Raw genomic sequence first — 15,654 nt, forward strand, 5'->3', positions numbered from 1 at the left:
AGCCGCAGGGCGCGGGGCCCGGGTGAAGAGGGTGGCGTGGGCGAGGGGTTCGGTCATGCGCGGGCCCCGGGTGGGGTCCAGGCCGCCTGGCAGAGGGCCGTCGCCAGGGCCTCGGTGTAGTGGGCGGCGGCCAGCCAGGCGGTGGTGAACGTGCTGTGGTCGTCCGGGATCACGCGGCCGAACACGTCCCGGCGGTGGTCGGTCGCGGCGGTGCGCAGTGCGTCGAGGAGGTCGGCGGCGGTGGGCAGGCCCGCCTCGCGCAGTCGGGCGCCGTCGGTGGCGGTCGTGCTCGTGCCCGGGGTCAGGGCGCTCCGGCCGGAGGTGACGGCCTGCTCGATCCGGCGGCCGAGCAGGTGCACGGGCGGGTCCAGGGGGTGGGCGGGTACGTCCAGGGGCGTGGGGGCGACTGCGGTCGCGGGAACGTCGGCGGCTTGGAGGCGTTCCAGGCCGAGGTGGACGCGGCCGGCCCGGTCGGCGGGGAGGGCGAGCGTCGGGCTGTCGGCGGGCGCCCCGGCCTCGGCGGCCGCCGTGCCGATGGCGAGCAGCCGCAGTGCGGGACGGGCCGCGCGCTCCAGTCGGCCGATCACCCGCAGCCGCAGGCCGGGGGCGGCGGCGAGCAGGGCCAGGTTCGCGCGGTGGGCGAGTCCCGGGTGGTCGTGGGCGGCGCGCAGCGCGACCACCGGGCCGTCCTCGCCGCAGCGTGCCAGGAGGCACTGTGCTCCCCCGGGCGTCGCAGCCGCAGCCGCCGAGGTGCGGCCGTCGGGCCTCTGGCCGTCGGTCGTCTGGCCGCCGTTCGCCGGGTCACCGTTCGCCGGGCCCAACAGGGTGACGTCCAGGAACAGGAGGTCGCTCCCGGCCGGGCGCGCCTCGTACGGGACGGCCTGCGCCGCGAGCGCGCGCTCCACCTGGACGGAGACCGGTTCGGCCCAGAGGCGGGCGACCGGCTCCGCCGTCCACGCCGCGCCCGTGGCCCGGACCGCGCGCACGGCGGCGCCGGCCCCGAGCCGTCCGCTCGCCGATCTGGTGGCGCCCTGGACGGCCAGCCCGGCTCGCGTGAACTCGCGGTGGCTCAGCGAGGTGTCGCCCAGCCGGACCGCCCGGTCGCCCGCCCCGACGGCCTGCGCGGCCGCCGCGTCGGCGTCGGCGTACGGCAGCACCTCGGCGACGGTGCTGAGCCGGCCGGCCGCGTCCACCGCCCAGCTGAGCACGCCCGCGTGCGTGGCCGTCAGCACCGGCTCGGCGAACAGGCCGTACAGGCGCAGCCCGCCCGCGTCGCCGTACGCCTGGCGGGCGGTGCCGCGCAGTTCCGCGACCGGGACGCGGGCGGTGGCGCTGGCGGGGCCGGTGGCGGGGTCCGCGGTGAGGCGGCGGGTGAGGGTGAGGAGCTCCCGCAGGTCGGCCATGAGCTCCGCGAGCCGGTGGTCCGGCGCGCCGGAGCGGGCCGAGCGGATCCGCGTCACCACGGCGACCGCCACCGCGGCCGGGCGGTACAGCCCTGCCGCGCGGGCGACGTGGGCCGCCCGCAGCAGCTCCGCCTGCGCGACGGCCCCCGCCCCGCTCGTGCCCGCCGCCAGGGCGGCGGACGCGGCGTGGTGGAGGTGGCGGGCGGCGGCCTGCTCGGCGGGGGTGAGGGCGTCGTCGTCCGCCGTCCGTTCCGTGGGGGCGACGGATGCGGCGGGTGCGACCACGGGTTCGTCCGCCTCGGCCTGCTCGGGGTCGTCCTCGGCGCCGGCCAGCGGGCACAGGGTGACCGCCGCCGCCCGGTGCACGCACGCCGGGGCGAGCAGGCAGCCGCACTGGACGTCGGACGGGTCGGTGAGGACCCCGCCCGGGGCGCGGAGGACGAGCACCGTCTCCTCGTCCACCTCCACCCGCCACTCGTCGCCCGAGCCCGTCACCGGACGCTCCGCCAGTTTCGCCGCCGCGCCGTCCAGCCGCTTCTGCAGCCGGGCGCTCAACCCCGCGACCACCTCGGCGACCACCACGGGGCGCACCCGCGGCCACCCGATCGACCCTGTCGTCATCGCACCTTCTCCCCCACCCAGCGGGCCAGTTCCAGCGGACTCAGCGCCGCCACCGGCATGCCGGCCGCGACCAGTTGACCCGCGACCGCCGTCGAATACCGGGCCGCGCCCGTGTCGTCCAGCGCCGCGCACCCGAGCACGTGCACGCCCGAGTCGACCAGTGCCCGGGTCTGCGCGAGCAGCGCGCCGACCGGGCCGCCCTCCTCGAAGTCGCTGATCACGGCGACCAGCGTGCGCGACGGCACCGTCACCAGCTCCCGTGCGTAGCGCAGGCCGGAGGCGATGTCCGTACCGCCGCCGATCTTCACCTCCAGCAGCAGGCTCAGTGGATCCGCCACCCGCTCGGTGAGGTCGACGACCTCGGTGGAGAAGGCGACGAAGTGCGTGCTCAGCGACGGCACGCCGGCCAGGATCGAGGCGGTGAGCGCGGCCCAGACCGTGGACGCCTCCATCGAGCCGGAGACGTCCACGACGAGGATCAGCCGCCAGTGCGCCGCCTTCCGCGCCCGCGTCCGGAACACCGGCCGGTCCGGCACGATCATGGTGCCGCCGTCCGGGGCGGGGCGGGCGGTGGCGAGGTTCGCACGGATGGTGCGATCGAGGTCCAGCCCGCCGCCCGGGCGGCGGCTCGGACGCGGCAGGCGGATGCCGGTCAGCGCGGGGCGCAGCCGGGTCGCCAGTTCGCGGGTGAGCTCCTCCACCAGGCGCCGCACCAGCGGGCGCAGCCCGGCCACCCGTGCCTCCGGTAGGCCGCCGGCGTGCTCCAGGACGGTGCGCAGCAGTTCGACGGACGGGTGGGCGGCCGCCGGGTCGATCGCCTCCAGGACGTCCGTGCGGCCCTGGGCGACGGCCGCCGCCAGGACCTCCTCGCGGATCCCGGGCCCGAACAGCGCCGACAGTTCCTCGGCCCACTCGCGGACTCCCGGGTACGGGGCCTCGCGTCCGCCCCGGCGGCCGCGGCCGTCCAGGCCGGGGCCGGAGCCCTCGCCCCGGCCGGTGCCGTACAACTCGTCGAGGGCGGTGGCGAGACGGGCGGCGCGGGCGCTGCGGCCGGAGTCGCCGGGGCGGCCGAGGAGCAGGCGCCAGCGTTCGGCGGGGGCGAGGGCGTGGCGGGTTTCGGGGAGCCGGGGCGGGGGTGGGGACTGCGGGGTGGCAGCGGGGAGGGCGGACGGGGCCGGGAGCAGGCCGAGTTCGCCGAGCACGGTGCGGGCGGCGAGGTCGGCCCGGGCCCATGTCGCCAGGACGGCGGGCGGCACGGCCTCGGGCAGGTCGACGAGCCGCGTGCCGAGACGCTCCTCGACCAGCGCCAGCAGCCGGTCGCGGGCGGCCGGGCTGAGCGTGTCGAAGCCGCCGCGCAGGGCGGGCAGGCGGTCGAGGAAGGCCTCGTCGGGCAGGGAGATGACCCGCTCCAGGACGGGTTCGAGCGCCTCGGGCGCGGTGGCGAACAGCCCCTCGGCGGCCGTCAACAGCCCGACCAGCGACCGCGCGAGGGCGTGGCGCGCCTCCGGAACGGTCGCGCCGTCGACCCACGACGCGGCCCGGCCGCCGAGCTCGTCGGCCGGCTCCTGCCCGAGCAGGACACGAACCGCCCCGGCGGCACCCCGCACCAACGGGCTCCCACCGGCGGCGAGTTCACGCAGCACGTACCCGAGCCGGATCCCGCCGTCGAGGTCCGCCCGCCGCGCCAGCTCCACCAGGGCCCGCGCGTCCGCCGGATCGTCGGACCCGCTCAGCCCCTCCAACTGCCGTACGGCAGCGGCGATCAGGAGGTCGCTGACGGCGGCCGGCGAGGCATGGAGGTGGGAGGAAGCGTCTTCGGGGGACGGCATGGAGGGGTGGTGCTCCGGCAGCGCAGGGCCGCTGTGCGGGATGAGCCCGCCGGGAGGCGCCACGCGGGGGTGGGCCGGGGAGGGGGCGGCCGGAGACGAGGCGGCTGGTGCGGGCCCGGCGCCGAGGTCGGCGTCACCGGGCGCCGGCACGCCGGGCGCGGCGCCCGGAGCGGCCTCGGGCTGCGTGCCCGGCGCCGTGACGGCGGCCGGGGGTGCGGCTTCCGGGGCAGTGTCTCCTGTCCGTCCCCGGTCGGCGTCCGGTGGGGTCAGGCTCACCGGGAAGTGGCCGGCGGACAGGCGGTCCAGGGTGGTGAGGGCATCGAGGAGGTCGGGGAGGGTGCCGGTGGTGGGGAGGGTGGTGGCGAGTTGGGTGAGGCGGGTGCGGGTGAGGGCGGGGAGGTCGCAGGCCGCGGCGTCGGAGAGGCCCTGGATGACCTCGCGCGGGGTGGGGCCGTCGGCCTCCTGCTCGCGGCGGAGGCGGTCGCGCAGGATGCCTTCGGCGGCCTGGGCGGGGGTGACGCCGCGGGTGCCGGCGACGGTGAGCATCGCGGCGGTGGCCGGGGTCCAGTGCAGGCGCCGGCGGCTGCCGAGGGTTTCGGTGCCGCCGGGGCCCGTCGAGTCGACCCGGTCGGCGTAGGGGACGCCGCAGGCCGCGAGGCGGTTCAGCAGGGTCTCGCGGCGGCGGTCGAGGGGGCTGCGCAGCGGGTCGAGGCGCAGTTCGCGCGGGCCCGGGTCGGCGGGGCCGGGCAGGCCGAGGGTGCCGGTGAGGGTTTCGACGGCGGGGCCGAGGCCGCTGCGGGGTGCGGCGGGGGTGGCGCGGCCGGTGCGGGTACCGACGAGGACGCGTTCGAGGGCGCGGGCGACGGCCCGGCCGCGGCCGAGGGGTTCGCCCTGGGCGAGGACGGTCTGGACGGCTTCGACGAGTTCGCCGCGGCCGGGGGCGGCGAGGCCGCGCAGGCGGGCGAGGTCGCCGGCGAGGCGGACGATCTCGCGGGCGTCGGCGGGGCCGGAGGGGTGGTCCTGGGTGCGCAGGGCCTCGGTGATGCGGACGGCGGTGGTGGTGAGGGCGGCGGCGAGGCGCTCCGGGTCGCCGGCGGCGTCGAGGACGGTGTGCTGCCACTCCGGGTCGCGGATGCCGGCCGGGTAGCCGGAGCGGGCGTCGAGGAGCGGGTACGTGTAGGGGATGAGGGAGACGACGTGGGCAGGCACCTCCGCGCCCGGCAGTTCGTCATCGGCGTGCGGCCCGTCAGCATGCGGCCCGTCCGCGTGCGGCCCGTCAGCACGCAGCCCGTCGGCGTACGGCCCCTCGAGCAGCGCCGGTGCGTGGAAGGCGCCGATCACGGCGGCGACGCGGCGCCCGCCGGCCGAGGCGGCCGCGATCCGGGCCCGCATCCAGGCCTCGCGCCGCAGGTCGTACGGGTCGACGCCGGGGCCGGTCTCGGCGTCGCGGCGCATGGCCCAGCCGACCATCAGCGCCGCCCGGCGGACGGCCTCCGGGGCGGAGCCGGGGGCGGCGGTCTCGACGAGGCGGTCCCAGAGGTCCTCGTCGCTCTCGCGGCCGGTGAGCCGTCGGCGCAGGGCCTCGGTGACGGACGGGACGACGGCCGGGCCGCCCGCGGAGCGCTGCCCGTCCCCCCGGTGGGCGAGCGGCAGGTCGCAGGCGACGGCCTCGACGCCGTTGCGCCGGGCCCAGCGCAGGGCGGCGAGCTCCGGGGAGAAGTCGGCGAACGGGTAGAAGGCGGGCCCGTCCCCCGGCTCGGCGGACGGGTCGGCGGGGGCCGCCGCGAGGGCGACCGGGGCCTCGGTGGCCTCGTCCGCCAGGTGACCGAGCCAGGGCTGGAACTCGGCGGGGAGTTCGACCAGCACCGCCTCGGGCCGGGCGGCGTCGAGCAGCGCGGGGACGACCGCGCTGAGGGACGGCGCGTGGTGGCGCACGCCGATCAGGTAGGGCCCGGGCCGTTCGGTGCCGGCGGCGGCCAGGCGGGCCGCCGCCTCCTCGACGACGTGCCGGTGGCCGTCGAACTCGCCGGCACCCGTGGGGGTTTCGGGCATCACCGCGCTGCTCATCGGCTCACGCCTCCAGGGCCGGGCGCAGGTCCCACAGGGTGCGCCAGGTGGCGGCGCCCTGTTCGGCGCGGCGCCGCACCGGCCCGTCCCAGTAGCCGAGCAGCCGGGCGGCGTCGGCCGGGTCGTCCTTGCGCACGACGCCGATCAGCTGGCCGGGCAGGCGGCCGAGTAGGTCGCCGCCGTCGGGCAGGTAGGCGGCGGTGACACCGAGGGCGGTGGCGACCGAGACGGCCTCGGCGGTGCTCATCACCGTGGACGGCCGCTCGACGTCCCAGCCCTCGGTGGAGCGGCCGGTGCGCAGGTCGCGGAAGGCGGTGACGAGCGCCTCGAGGACGGCGTCGTCCACCGTGAACGGCGCGCCCGCGCGGACGACGGCGGCGGTGGACTGGCGGCGGACCAGGTCGACCTCGGCGGCGAGGCTCGCGATCGGGCCCACGGTCTCGAAGTTGAACCGCCGTTTGAGGGCGGCGGACATCTCGCTGACGCCCTTGTCCCGCAGGTTGGCGGTGGCGATCAGGGTGAAGCCGGGGGCCGCGTGCAGTTGGGCGTCCGGGGTGCCCGCGAGCTCCGGGACGGCGATCCGCCGTTCGGAGAGCAAGGAGACCAGGGCGTCCTGCACCTCGGGCAGACAGCGGGTGACCTCCTCGACCCGGGCGACGGCGCCGGCGGTCATCGCGGTGAGCACCGGGGACGGCACGAGGGCCTCCCGGCTGGGGCCCTTGGCGAGCAGGAGGGCGTAGTTCCAGCCGTACTTGAGCTGGTCCTCGGTGGTGCCGGCGGTGCCCTGGACGGTGAGCGCGCTGGTGCCGCACACGGCGGCGGCGAGCAGTTCGGAGAGCATCGACTTGGCGGTGCCGGGCTCGCCGACGAGCAGCAGGCCGCGCTCGCCGGCGAGGGTGACGACGCAGCGCTCGACCAGTGCCCGCTCGCCGACGAACTTCCGCTCGATGACGAGGCCCTTGCGGCCCGCCTTGAGCTTCTCGCCGTCGCTGCCGAGGACGAAGGTGACGACGGCGCGCGGGGTCAGCCGCCAGCCGGGCGGGCGCGGGCCGGAGTCGTGCGCGGCGAGGAACTCCAGTTCGGCGGCGTACTTCTCCTCGGGCGGCGTGATCTGACGGGCGGGCGCGTCGGCAGGAGGCGGGGTGGGCGTCGTGGCGGGGGCGGTCATCGGCGGGCCTTCCTGCGGTTCGCGGTCTGGAGCTGTTCGTATCCGGGGGCGTCGCCGTCGACGGTCCGCTGCCAGGCGCGGACGAACAGGTCCGGGACGGGCTGGTGCGGCAGCGCGGGGCGGTAGGTGCCCAGTTCGTAGAAGCCGGCCTTCCAGGTCTCGGCGGGCAGGGCGGGCGCCTTGGCCTCCTGCCAGCCGCAGGGCAGGAAGAGCGTGCGGCCGGCGCGGGCCCGCCTGGCCTCCATGACGAGGTCGGTGGCGGCGAGTTCGGCGCGGGCGCGCTTGAGCCGGGCGGGCTTCCAGCCCGTCCAGCGGGCGGCGTTGCGGTCGGTCGGGTCGGGCAGGGCCAGGAGCTGGAGGTAGAGCGTGGCGGCGTCCTCGCCGAGGCCGTGGGTGCGGGCCGCCTCGGTGACGAGGGCGGGCACGGAGAACTGCGGGTTCTGCAGCCACCGGGCGTCGCCCTCGGCGGAGCCGGTCGGCTCCGCGGGGGCGGCCAGCGCCTCCGGTTCGCCGCCGAGGACGGCCGCGATGGCGCGGAGCTCGCTCGCGAGCCCGTAGCCGGCGCCCAGCCCCTCCAGCAGTTCGAGCACCTGGTCGTCCGCGCCGGTGAGCCCGGCGGGGCGCAGCAGGACCCGCTCCATGGTGCCGCCGCCGGGGGCGAGGACGAGGGCCGGGCCGCAGCGGACCAGCCCGTCGGGGTCGGCGCCGCCCTCGGCGGGCAGGCCGAAGTGGGAGCGGAGGATGACGGCCAGCGACTGGCCCTTGGCGGTCTGGAAGAGGTTGAAGTCGAACAGGAGTTCCGGGTCCGCGAGGCGTTCGCGCAGGACGGTGGCGGTGCGCGGCAGCAGCGGGCGCAGCGGGCTGTCGGCGGGCAGGTGGTAGACGAGCCAGCGGAGGGCGTCGATGGCGCCGCGCAGCACGCCGAAGCCGGGGACGGCGGCGGGGTCGGCCGCGACCATCTGCTTCATCGAGCCGTCGGGGGTGGTGGTGAGGCGGAAGGTGGTGGTGCGGCTCAGCCAGGGCGTCCGGTCGGGGTTGAGGACGGCCTCGACGTGTTCGACGTCGACGCCGGTGACGGTGGCCTGGGCGTCGTCGGGGAGGGTGACGAGCCGTCCGAAGTGCCGGATCCAGGCCTCGGCTCCGGCGGTGAGGTCGGGGCCGTCGGTCCAGAGGGTCTTGGGGTCGGTGGGCAGCAGCGCCGTCCAGACCTCGTCGAGTCCGGCGCGCTCGCGCCGGCGCAGCCAGTCGCGGGCGGCGGTGGCCTCGGCGGCCTTGAGGCCGAACTCCGGGAGCCGGTCGGCGGGCAGCACCGGGCCGTACCACTGGAAGATGCCGGGCGCCGCGGCGAGGACCAGGCAGGCCCGGGCCGTGCCGGTGCCGGTGAGCTCGCCGAAGGCCCTGGCCCTGGCCGGGTCGACGGGGACGGGTCCGTGCAGGGCGAGGACCCGCCGGAACTCGGCGATCCAGGCGGCGTCGAGCCGCTCCTCGGTGGTGCGCTCCGCGATGGTGGTGAAGTGGTCGACCGGGCCGAACCGGCCGCTCGGGTCGTGGTCGACGGCCAGCCAGTGCGCGTGGTCGCCGCGGTTGTCGCGGTGGCCGAGGATGACGACGGTGCGGTCGCCGTGGCGCAGCACCTGGCCCTGGCGGTGGGCGGTGGGCCGGCCGGTGGTGGTGCGCTCGGTGGGCTCGCTGAGGACGATCTGGCGCAGGGTGGCGCCCCGGTCGGCGAGCGGGCCCCTGGCGAGCTCGCCGAGCAGGAGCACGAGGGTGGAGCGGTGGGCGGGTTCGGTGAGGGGGGAGGCCGCGGCCTGGACGAGGAGGTGGAGCCGGCCGAGCAGGAGCAGCCACGCGTGGTGGATGTCGCCGCCCTTGAGGTCGACGGAGGCCGGGCTGCTCCAGCCCTCGGCGGTGGCCGGGGGCGGGTCGGCGAGGACCGCGGTGACGGTGCGCAGGTTGTTCAGCACCTTCCAGGTGCTGGGGGCGCCCCACGAGGAGCCGTAGCGGTCGACGTCGGGCACCCAGCCGCTGACGGCGGCCTGGAGTTCGGCGTCGCGGCCGTGGTCGGGCCGGTGCTCCGGGGGTGCGGCGGCGGTGGCGGGGCGGGCCTCGGCCTCGGGCTGTTCGACGAACCGGGCGACGCGCTCGAGGAGTTCGGCGGCGATCCGGGCGATTCCGGCGACGCCGGCGAGCAGTCGCGCGTCGGTGATGCCGGGCAGGGCGGCGCCGACGGCGTGGACGGGCAGCCGGCGGCGGGCCCCGCTGCGGTGGGCGAGCTTGCGGCGCACGCCCTGGACGGTGATCCAGCGCTGCTCGGCCTCGGGCACCGGCTCGACGTCGGTGGGCCAGGTGATGTCGATCAGGGCGGCGGCCTGCTCGGGGGTGACGGCGCGCAGCACGTGCGAGCCGGCCTCGTCGCGGGGGCGCAGCGCGTGCCAGTGGTCGAGCGGCGGGACGAGTCCGGTGCCGGCGGCCTGGAGGTCGCCGGGGCGGCAGGGGCTGAGGTCGACGGTGCGGGCGTGCTCGGCGGTGGCGACGTCGGGGCCGAGGTCGGGCAGGGCGAGGGCGAGGTGGTCGCGGATCGACCTGGTGACGACCGGGCCCGTCGGGGTGGCCGGGGCGTTCTGCCCCGGCGTCGCGCCCGTGCCCGGCAGGGTGAGCCGGCCGACGGGGACGACGTTCGGGTGGGCGCCGTTCAGGGGCATGACGATCGTGCGACCGTCGGCGGTGACGGTGGTGACGGTGCGCCCGGTGGCGACGCGGACCCAGCTGCCCAGCACGGTGCCGTCGGTGCCGAAGGGCGTGTGCTCCAAGCCGGGCTGGAGCGGCAGCAGCCGCGTGCGGTCGAGGTCGAGCGTGCCCGCGGCTGCCGAGGCGGCGATCACGGGCGGTTCGGCGGCGCGGCCGAGGGTGCCGGTCGCCGGGTCGAACTCGTGCAGCGCACGGCCCGTCGGGCCGTGCCGCAGCGTCCAGTGGCCGGTGCCGTCGCCGAGGACGGGGTGTTCGGCGGGCATCCGGGTGTCGCCGGTGTGCAGCGGGCGCTCGCCGGTGGTCCGTCCGCCGCCGGGCAGCGGGAGGGAGGGGGCCTCGGGGTGCCGGTCGCCGTAGAAGTACCGGGCGATGGTCTCGCCGCCGAGGTCGAAGGTCTCGGCCGGGCGGCCGGACCAGTAGGCCCGCTGCTTGCCCTTCTCGTGCCAGACGACGAGGAGTTCGCCGTCGACGAAGCGCAGCCGGGGGCGGTTCCAGTGTTCGAGCTTGGGCAGGCGCAGGGTGTGCTCCAGCACGATGCCCTGCGGGCCGACGACGACGGCGCGGTCCAGGCGGGCGAGGATCAGGTGCGGCCAGGCGTCCTCGACGATCAGGCCCTGCAGGGTGCGGGCGCCGGGGGTCTTCTCCGGGCCGTCGTCCTGGCCGGTGGCGGTTCCGGGGTTAGCGGCGGTTCCTGGGCCGGTGGCGGCTGAGGTGCCGGTGGCCGGCGGGTCGGCGAGCTTGTCGAGCGCCTCCTCCAGGGCGGGCCAGCCGAGTTCGTCCAGGATGCCGGCGCCGAGCGCGCGGGCGAGCAGTCCGGCGACGTCGAGGGCCGCGATCCGCTCGGCGGCGGCGGGGGAGATCGACCGCAGCACCGAGCGGTACGGGGAGAGCGAGCGCACGAGGTCGGCGGCGCCGGCCAGGCCGCGGGCGGCCGCCACCTCGTCGGCGCGTTCGTCGGCCCACTCGGCGAACAGCTCGCGCAGCAGCGGCAGAGCGGGCAGCTGCTGCTGCACGGCCGTCTCCCACGCCGAGGGCGTCGCGGCGCGCAGCACGCCCCGGAAGCGGGGGTCGGCGGCGACGGCGGCCAGGTCGGGGCCGGTGGCGCCGCTGTGGCGGGCCCAGCCGGTGAGGTCGAGGCCGAGCCCGGCCGGCGGGTCGGCGACGGGCACGCCGTCGGCCAGCAGCCGCTCCAGGAGGTCGAGTTGGGTGGTGCTGCGGCGGATCCCGGTGAAGAGGTCGACCGGGGTGCCGTCGGCGCGCAGCCGCTCGGCCATCCGGCCCGCGAGCGCCACCGTGGCGGCGCAGGTGGGCCGGGAGCCCCAGCCGCGGCCGAGGTGGTCGGTCCAACGGCGCAGCCAGGCGGCGGGCGCGGTGTCCTCGGCGCCCTGCGCGGCCCGGATGCCCTGGGTGTCCTCCGGGGGCGGGCCGGTGAGCAGGCTCTCGGCGCCCGTCTCGGCGAGCACGGCCAGCCAGGCGGCGTCGTGCTCGGAGGCGCCCGAGTTGCTGCCCGCCGTGGGCATCAGCTCCAGCAGGCGGACCCGCACCGCCTCGTCACGCTTGCCGAGGGCGACGAGGGTGGCGTGCCAGGACTTCCAGAACGCGGCGGGCGCCCGGTTGGCCGCCGGTGCCGCCAAGAGCTCGGCGAGCAGGGACTGTTCGTGCTCCTCCCGGTCCAGCCCGGCGGCCTTCACCAGGGCGCGGGCGTCCTCGGCGACCCCCGCGTAGGGGGCCATGCCGGCGGCGGCGCGCTCGGTGCACAGCTGGCGGAAGCGCTGCCAGGCCGTCGCCGCGTCGAGCCGGGTGGCGAGCGACTTCACGTACTGCCGCAGGGACTTGACGGTGAGCGCGCCGGCCAGGGCGAACTCCAGGAAGACGGCGCGCAGCCGCTCCTCGTCCACTTCCAGGCCGTGCGTGCGCTCGGCCTCGCGGGCCTTGCCGAACCAGCTCGCGGCGTAGGTCTGGTTGCCGACCCCGAGGAAGATCCGGCCGACCTCCTCGCAGAAGGTGGGCAGGAAGTGCGGCACGGCGCGGCCCAGGCGTGCGGCGAGCGCGTCGAAGCCGTCCTTGGCGGCGCCGGGCTTGGACTTGGCCTGGCGGGCCAGCCGCTCCAGTTCCTTGACCAGGGCGAACGCGTGGTGCCCGTTGGCCGGGTCGTGGACCAGCGCCCACGCCGGGAAGCCGAGCGCCTCCTGGCGCACCTGGCCGACCTCCGCGGGCTCGGCCCGCGGCGTGAGTCCGAGGAAGTCGACCGCGAGGTCCTCGGCGGGGCCGAGCGCGCCGGGCACCAGCCGGACGATCCGGCGGCCGTCGAGCGCGGGGTGGGCGTAGGTGCGGGCGGTCAGCACGTCCGCAACGCTGTCGGCGCGGCCCGCGCCTGGCACGGTGCCGGCCGGGAGGACGGCGCCGGCGTCGAGCAGCCGCTCGTAGGGGGCGGCGCCGTTCGCGTGGGCGCCGTTCGAGCCGCGGCCGTGCGAACCGGGGCCGTTGGATCCGGGGCTGGCGGACCCGAGGCTGTTGGACCCGGTGATGGAGCCGTTCACGCTGGTGGCGGTCATGCCGCGACCTCCCCTTCGATCGTGCGGCCGGCGTACAGCGCCGCGGCCATCCGCATGCCCTCGGACCACGCCACCGGGCCGACCTCGGCCAGTGGCAGCGCCCGGCCGTCGGACCACGCCCAGCTGAGCGGGCCCGTCTCGCACTCGTCGTACTCGTAGTAGTCGCCGACCCACAGCCGGGCCTCGACCGTGCGGCCGCCCTCGACCACGGGCACGACGGCGCTGCCGCCGCGCACGCGGTAGCCGAGCCGGGCGCACCGGCCGACGAGCTCGCGCAGCTCCTTGTAGCGCCCGCCCGCGTAGGCGGTGACCTCGGTGCCGGCCGGCACCTCCTCCGGCCGGTGCCAGACCTCGCGGTAGAGCTGCTGGACCCGCTGCGAGACGCCGAGTTCGACCGCGAACTCGCGCAGGTCGTCGAGGTCGGCGAGCAGGACGGGGTGGGGTATCCGGATCTCGCCGTCGGCGAGGCGCACGGTGTCGCCGTCGAGGTCGACCAGTCCGAGCCCGCGCTCGGTGTCGGCGTCGCGCAGGAACCCGGCGACCTCTCCGTCGGCCCCGGTGACGACCAGGTCCCGCAGGACGGCGCGCCAGGACTCGTCCGCCCACACCGCGGTGACCACGGCCGCGGGCACGGGCAGCGAGCGCACCATCCACCGCTCGACGTCCTCCAGGCAGCGCCGCTCGTGCGCCCCCAGCCACTCGGCGAGCTGCCTCAGCTGGGTGACCACCGGATCGTCGCCGAGCTTCGGCGGCACGGCCTTCAACTGCCGCCCCGCCGCGTTCCGGCACAGCACCGTGCCGTCCCCGTCGAGCGCGACGCGGTACCCGCCCGCACTCGTCTCCACCCATGCCACGGCCGTTCTCCTCCCACCTGTCGGTCAGCGATGGGAGGAACGTAGCGAGGCCTACTGACAACGCGACGTCCAGGGGCCCCAGCTCCCCGACCTGCGGAAACCAAACCCCTCGAACGAGTGAACGATCCCGGGAGGTGGCGGGGAGATCCGGCGGGGAGATCCAGCAGGGAGATCGGCGGGGACAGCGCGCCCAGGACGGCGGCCCGTCAGCGGGGGCGCGGGCGGGGGACGGTGACGGGGGCTCCGTAGGTCGGGGCGGGGAGGACGTCCACGTCGACGTCGGGCAGGGCGCGCACGAGGCCCGGCTCGACCACCTCCCTGGCGGGGCTCAGGCGACGACGGCACCGTCGCGCAGGGCGACGAGCAGGTCGGCGTAGCGGGCCCGCGCCGCGAGGTCGCGCAGGACCATGACGACGGTGCGCTCGCCCGCGGCGGCCTCGCGGACGGGTTCCGGCACCCCGGGCCGGTCAGCCCTCCGGGGAGGAGCCCTCCGCGGGCCCCAGCCCTGTGCGGGCCAGCCAGCGGGCGGGGGCGGAGAGCTCGCGGCGCGTCGGCACCAGGGAGCGGTCCGTCCAGATCCGGTTCACCGTCTCCGTCCCGCCCGCCTCGACCAGCGTGCGCACGAACCGCACCGCCTGGTCGTGGGTGTCCGGCTCGGCGCGCACGCCCGGCAGGCGCGACAGCAGCCGGGCGGCCCGGGCCGTCTTGCGCTCCCCCACCTGGTCGCGGTCCATCAGACGGCGCGTCGCCCAGCGCGCGTGCCCCTCCCACAACGCGCCGAGGACCGGGTCGTCCTCCCGCGTGCCGCCGGACGTCCGGTGCAGCAGCAGCGCCTCGACCGCGTCCGCGCCCGGCCGGGGGCCGCCCGCGCGGATCTGGGCCTGGTGGGTCAGCAGGTGCGCCAACACGGCCCGCAGCGGGGCCCGCTGCGGCGCCCCGGCCAGCAGCGCCGGGGCCAGCAGGAGCACCCACCGGCCCTCCTCGTCCTGCACCACCCGGCCGGAGGGCACGCAGGTGATCCTGCGATCGGAGTCCGCCGACGCCGGCCCCTTGCGCAGCGCCGCCTCGGCCTTCTCCCGCTGCACCGGGTCCGCGACGGCCGCCAGCGCCTCGCCCGCGAGGACGGTCTCGCAGACCCTGCGCACGTACGCCTCGCGGCGCCGCGCGAACGCGTCCGGGTCCACCAGCGCGAGGCGCACCCCGGGGCCGAGGTCGAGGCCCGTGGTCTCCTCGACGGGGCCGGCCAGTTCCCCGGTCAGGGCGCGGGCCGCCTCCGCCAGGGCGTCCCACGCACCGCCCGCCTGCTGTTCGACGACGATCTCGATCTCGATCACGAAGCGGAACTGTACGTCGCCCGGAAAACTCTTCCCACTCGGTCCGCCGGAGCGGCCGGAAACCGGCGCCCGGGAAGCGGTCCCCGGGCCCTCACGAGGGCGCTGCGCCGCCGTGCTAGCGTCCCGGTGGCGGCGCACCGGCGCGACCGCCCCGGACGAGACGTGCGCCGTACCCGGCCCGACAGGACGACGCACCGGAGGAGGCGTCATGCCCGAGACCGAGCGGACCGTCCCGGTGCCGCGACCGCTGGACGTGCGGTGGATCCACGGCTCGCCGTCGGCCAAGCACGACACCGGGCCGGAGATCCAGGTCCACGCGTACGACGAGCACACCGTCGTGCTGCGGCAGAACAAGGCCGTGCACTACGAGGCGCCGTTCCTGTACCTCCTGTTCGGCGCCGAGCGGGCGGTGCTCCTCGACACCGGGGCGACGGCCGAGGCCGCGCACTTCCCGCTGCGGGCGGTCGTCGACGAACTGATCGGCGCCTGGCTCGCCCGCCACCCGCGGGAGGGGTACGAACTGCTCGTCCTGCACACCCACCCGCACGGCGACCACGTCGCCGGCGACGCCCAGTTCGCCGACCGCCCCCGCACGACGGTGATCGCCGCCGACCCGGCCGCCGCCTGGCCCTACTTCGGCTTCGACGCCGACCCGGACGCCGTGGCCCTCGTCGACCTCGGCGGCGGCCGCGTGCTGGAGTGCCTCGCCACCCCGGGCCACCACCCGGCGGCCGTCACGTACTACGACCCCTGGACGGGCCTCCTCCTCACCGGCGACACCGTCTACCCCGGGCGGCTCTACATCGACGACTGGCCCGCGTTCACGCGCAGCATCGACCGCCTGGTCGCCCTCGCCGACCGCCGCCCGGTCACCCACGTGCTCGGCTGCCACATCGAGATGACCACCACCCCGGGCGTCGACTACCCGATCCGCACCACCTACCAGCCCGACGAACTCCCGCTCCAGCTCACGGTCGCAGACCTCCACGACATCCGCACGGCCCTGACGGCCCTGGCCGGCACCCCGACCCGCCACGCGCTCCCCAACCTGATCCTCTGGCCGAGCGAGTAGTCG

The 15,654-nt window shown here is 77.4% G+C and carries 8 protein-coding genes; 1 reads left to right on the forward strand and 7 read right to left on the reverse strand.

Annotated features, from left to right (window positions below):
* Nucleotides 1-53 precede the first annotated feature (53 nt).
* From PUR71_RS32640 to PUR71_RS32670, 7 genes are all read right to left on the reverse strand, one after another.
* Complete coding sequence (locus PUR71_RS32640) at nt 54-2,024, reverse strand: hypothetical protein (RefSeq protein WP_329930786.1); 1,971 nt, start codon at nt 2,022-2,024, stop codon at nt 54-56.
* A complete protein-coding gene (locus PUR71_RS32645) occupies nt 2,021-5,920 on the reverse strand; it encodes a DUF5682 family protein (RefSeq protein ID WP_329930787.1) in 3,900 nt (1,299 codons plus the stop codon). The genes PUR71_RS32640 and PUR71_RS32645 overlap by 4 nt, the downstream gene beginning before the upstream one ends.
* A 4-nt stretch (nt 5,921-5,924) precedes the next feature.
* Nucleotides 5,925-7,088, reverse strand: coding sequence for an ATP-binding protein (locus tag PUR71_RS32650; protein ID WP_329930788.1), 1,164 nt, complete (start codon nt 7,086-7,088; stop codon nt 5,925-5,927).
* Nucleotides 7,085-12,391: a hypothetical protein gene (locus PUR71_RS32655; protein ID WP_329930789.1), complete on the reverse strand. Its 5,307-nt coding sequence runs from the start codon at nt 12,389-12,391 to the stop codon at nt 7,085-7,087. The genes PUR71_RS32650 and PUR71_RS32655 overlap by 4 nt, the downstream gene beginning before the upstream one ends.
* Nucleotides 12,388-13,245: a DUF4132 domain-containing protein gene (locus PUR71_RS32660; protein WP_329930790.1), complete on the reverse strand. Its 858-nt coding sequence runs from the start codon at nt 13,243-13,245 to the stop codon at nt 12,388-12,390. The genes PUR71_RS32655 and PUR71_RS32660 overlap by 4 nt, the downstream gene beginning before the upstream one ends.
* A gap of 328 nt (nt 13,246-13,573) precedes the next feature.
* A complete protein-coding gene (locus PUR71_RS32665) occupies nt 13,574-13,702 on the reverse strand; it encodes a hypothetical protein (protein ID WP_329930791.1) in 129 nt (42 codons plus the stop codon).
* A gap of 10 nt (nt 13,703-13,712) precedes the next feature.
* Nucleotides 13,713-14,579, reverse strand: a complete 867-nt coding sequence (locus tag PUR71_RS32670) for a zinc-dependent metalloprotease (protein ID WP_329930792.1) — start codon at nt 14,577-14,579, stop codon at nt 13,713-13,715.
* Nucleotides 14,580-14,787: 208 nt separating this feature from the next.
* Between PUR71_RS32670 and PUR71_RS32675 the strand changes: the two genes are divergently transcribed.
* The gene (locus tag PUR71_RS32675; RefSeq protein WP_329930793.1) at nt 14,788-15,651 is read left to right on the forward strand and encodes an MBL fold metallo-hydrolase; all 864 of its coding nucleotides are present in this window, start codon (nt 14,788-14,790) and stop codon (nt 15,649-15,651) included.
* The last annotated feature ends 3 nt before the right edge of the window (nt 15,652-15,654 follow it).

This window comes from Streptomyces sp. SP17BM10 (genome assembly GCF_036322405.1).
GTDB lineage: Bacteria > Actinomycetota > Actinomycetes > Streptomycetales > Streptomycetaceae > Kitasatospora.

Coding starts and splice junctions, on each gene's coding strand:
- PUR71_RS32640 (WP_329930786.1), bottom strand. CDS start 2,024: ATGACGACAGGGTCGATCGGGTGGCCGCGGGTGCGCCCCGTGGTGGTC.
- PUR71_RS32675 (WP_329930793.1), top strand. CDS start 14,788: ATGCCCGAGACCGAGCGGACCGTCCCGGTGCCGCGACCGCTGGACGTG.
- PUR71_RS32645 (WP_329930787.1), bottom strand. CDS start 5,920: ATGAGCAGCGCGGTGATGCCCGAAACCCCCACGGGTGCCGGCGAGTTC.
- PUR71_RS32650 (WP_329930788.1), bottom strand. CDS start 7,088: ATGACCGCCCCCGCCACGACGCCCACCCCGCCTCCTGCCGACGCGCCC.
- PUR71_RS32655 (WP_329930789.1), bottom strand. CDS start 12,391: ATGACCGCCACCAGCGTGAACGGCTCCATCACCGGGTCCAACAGCCTC.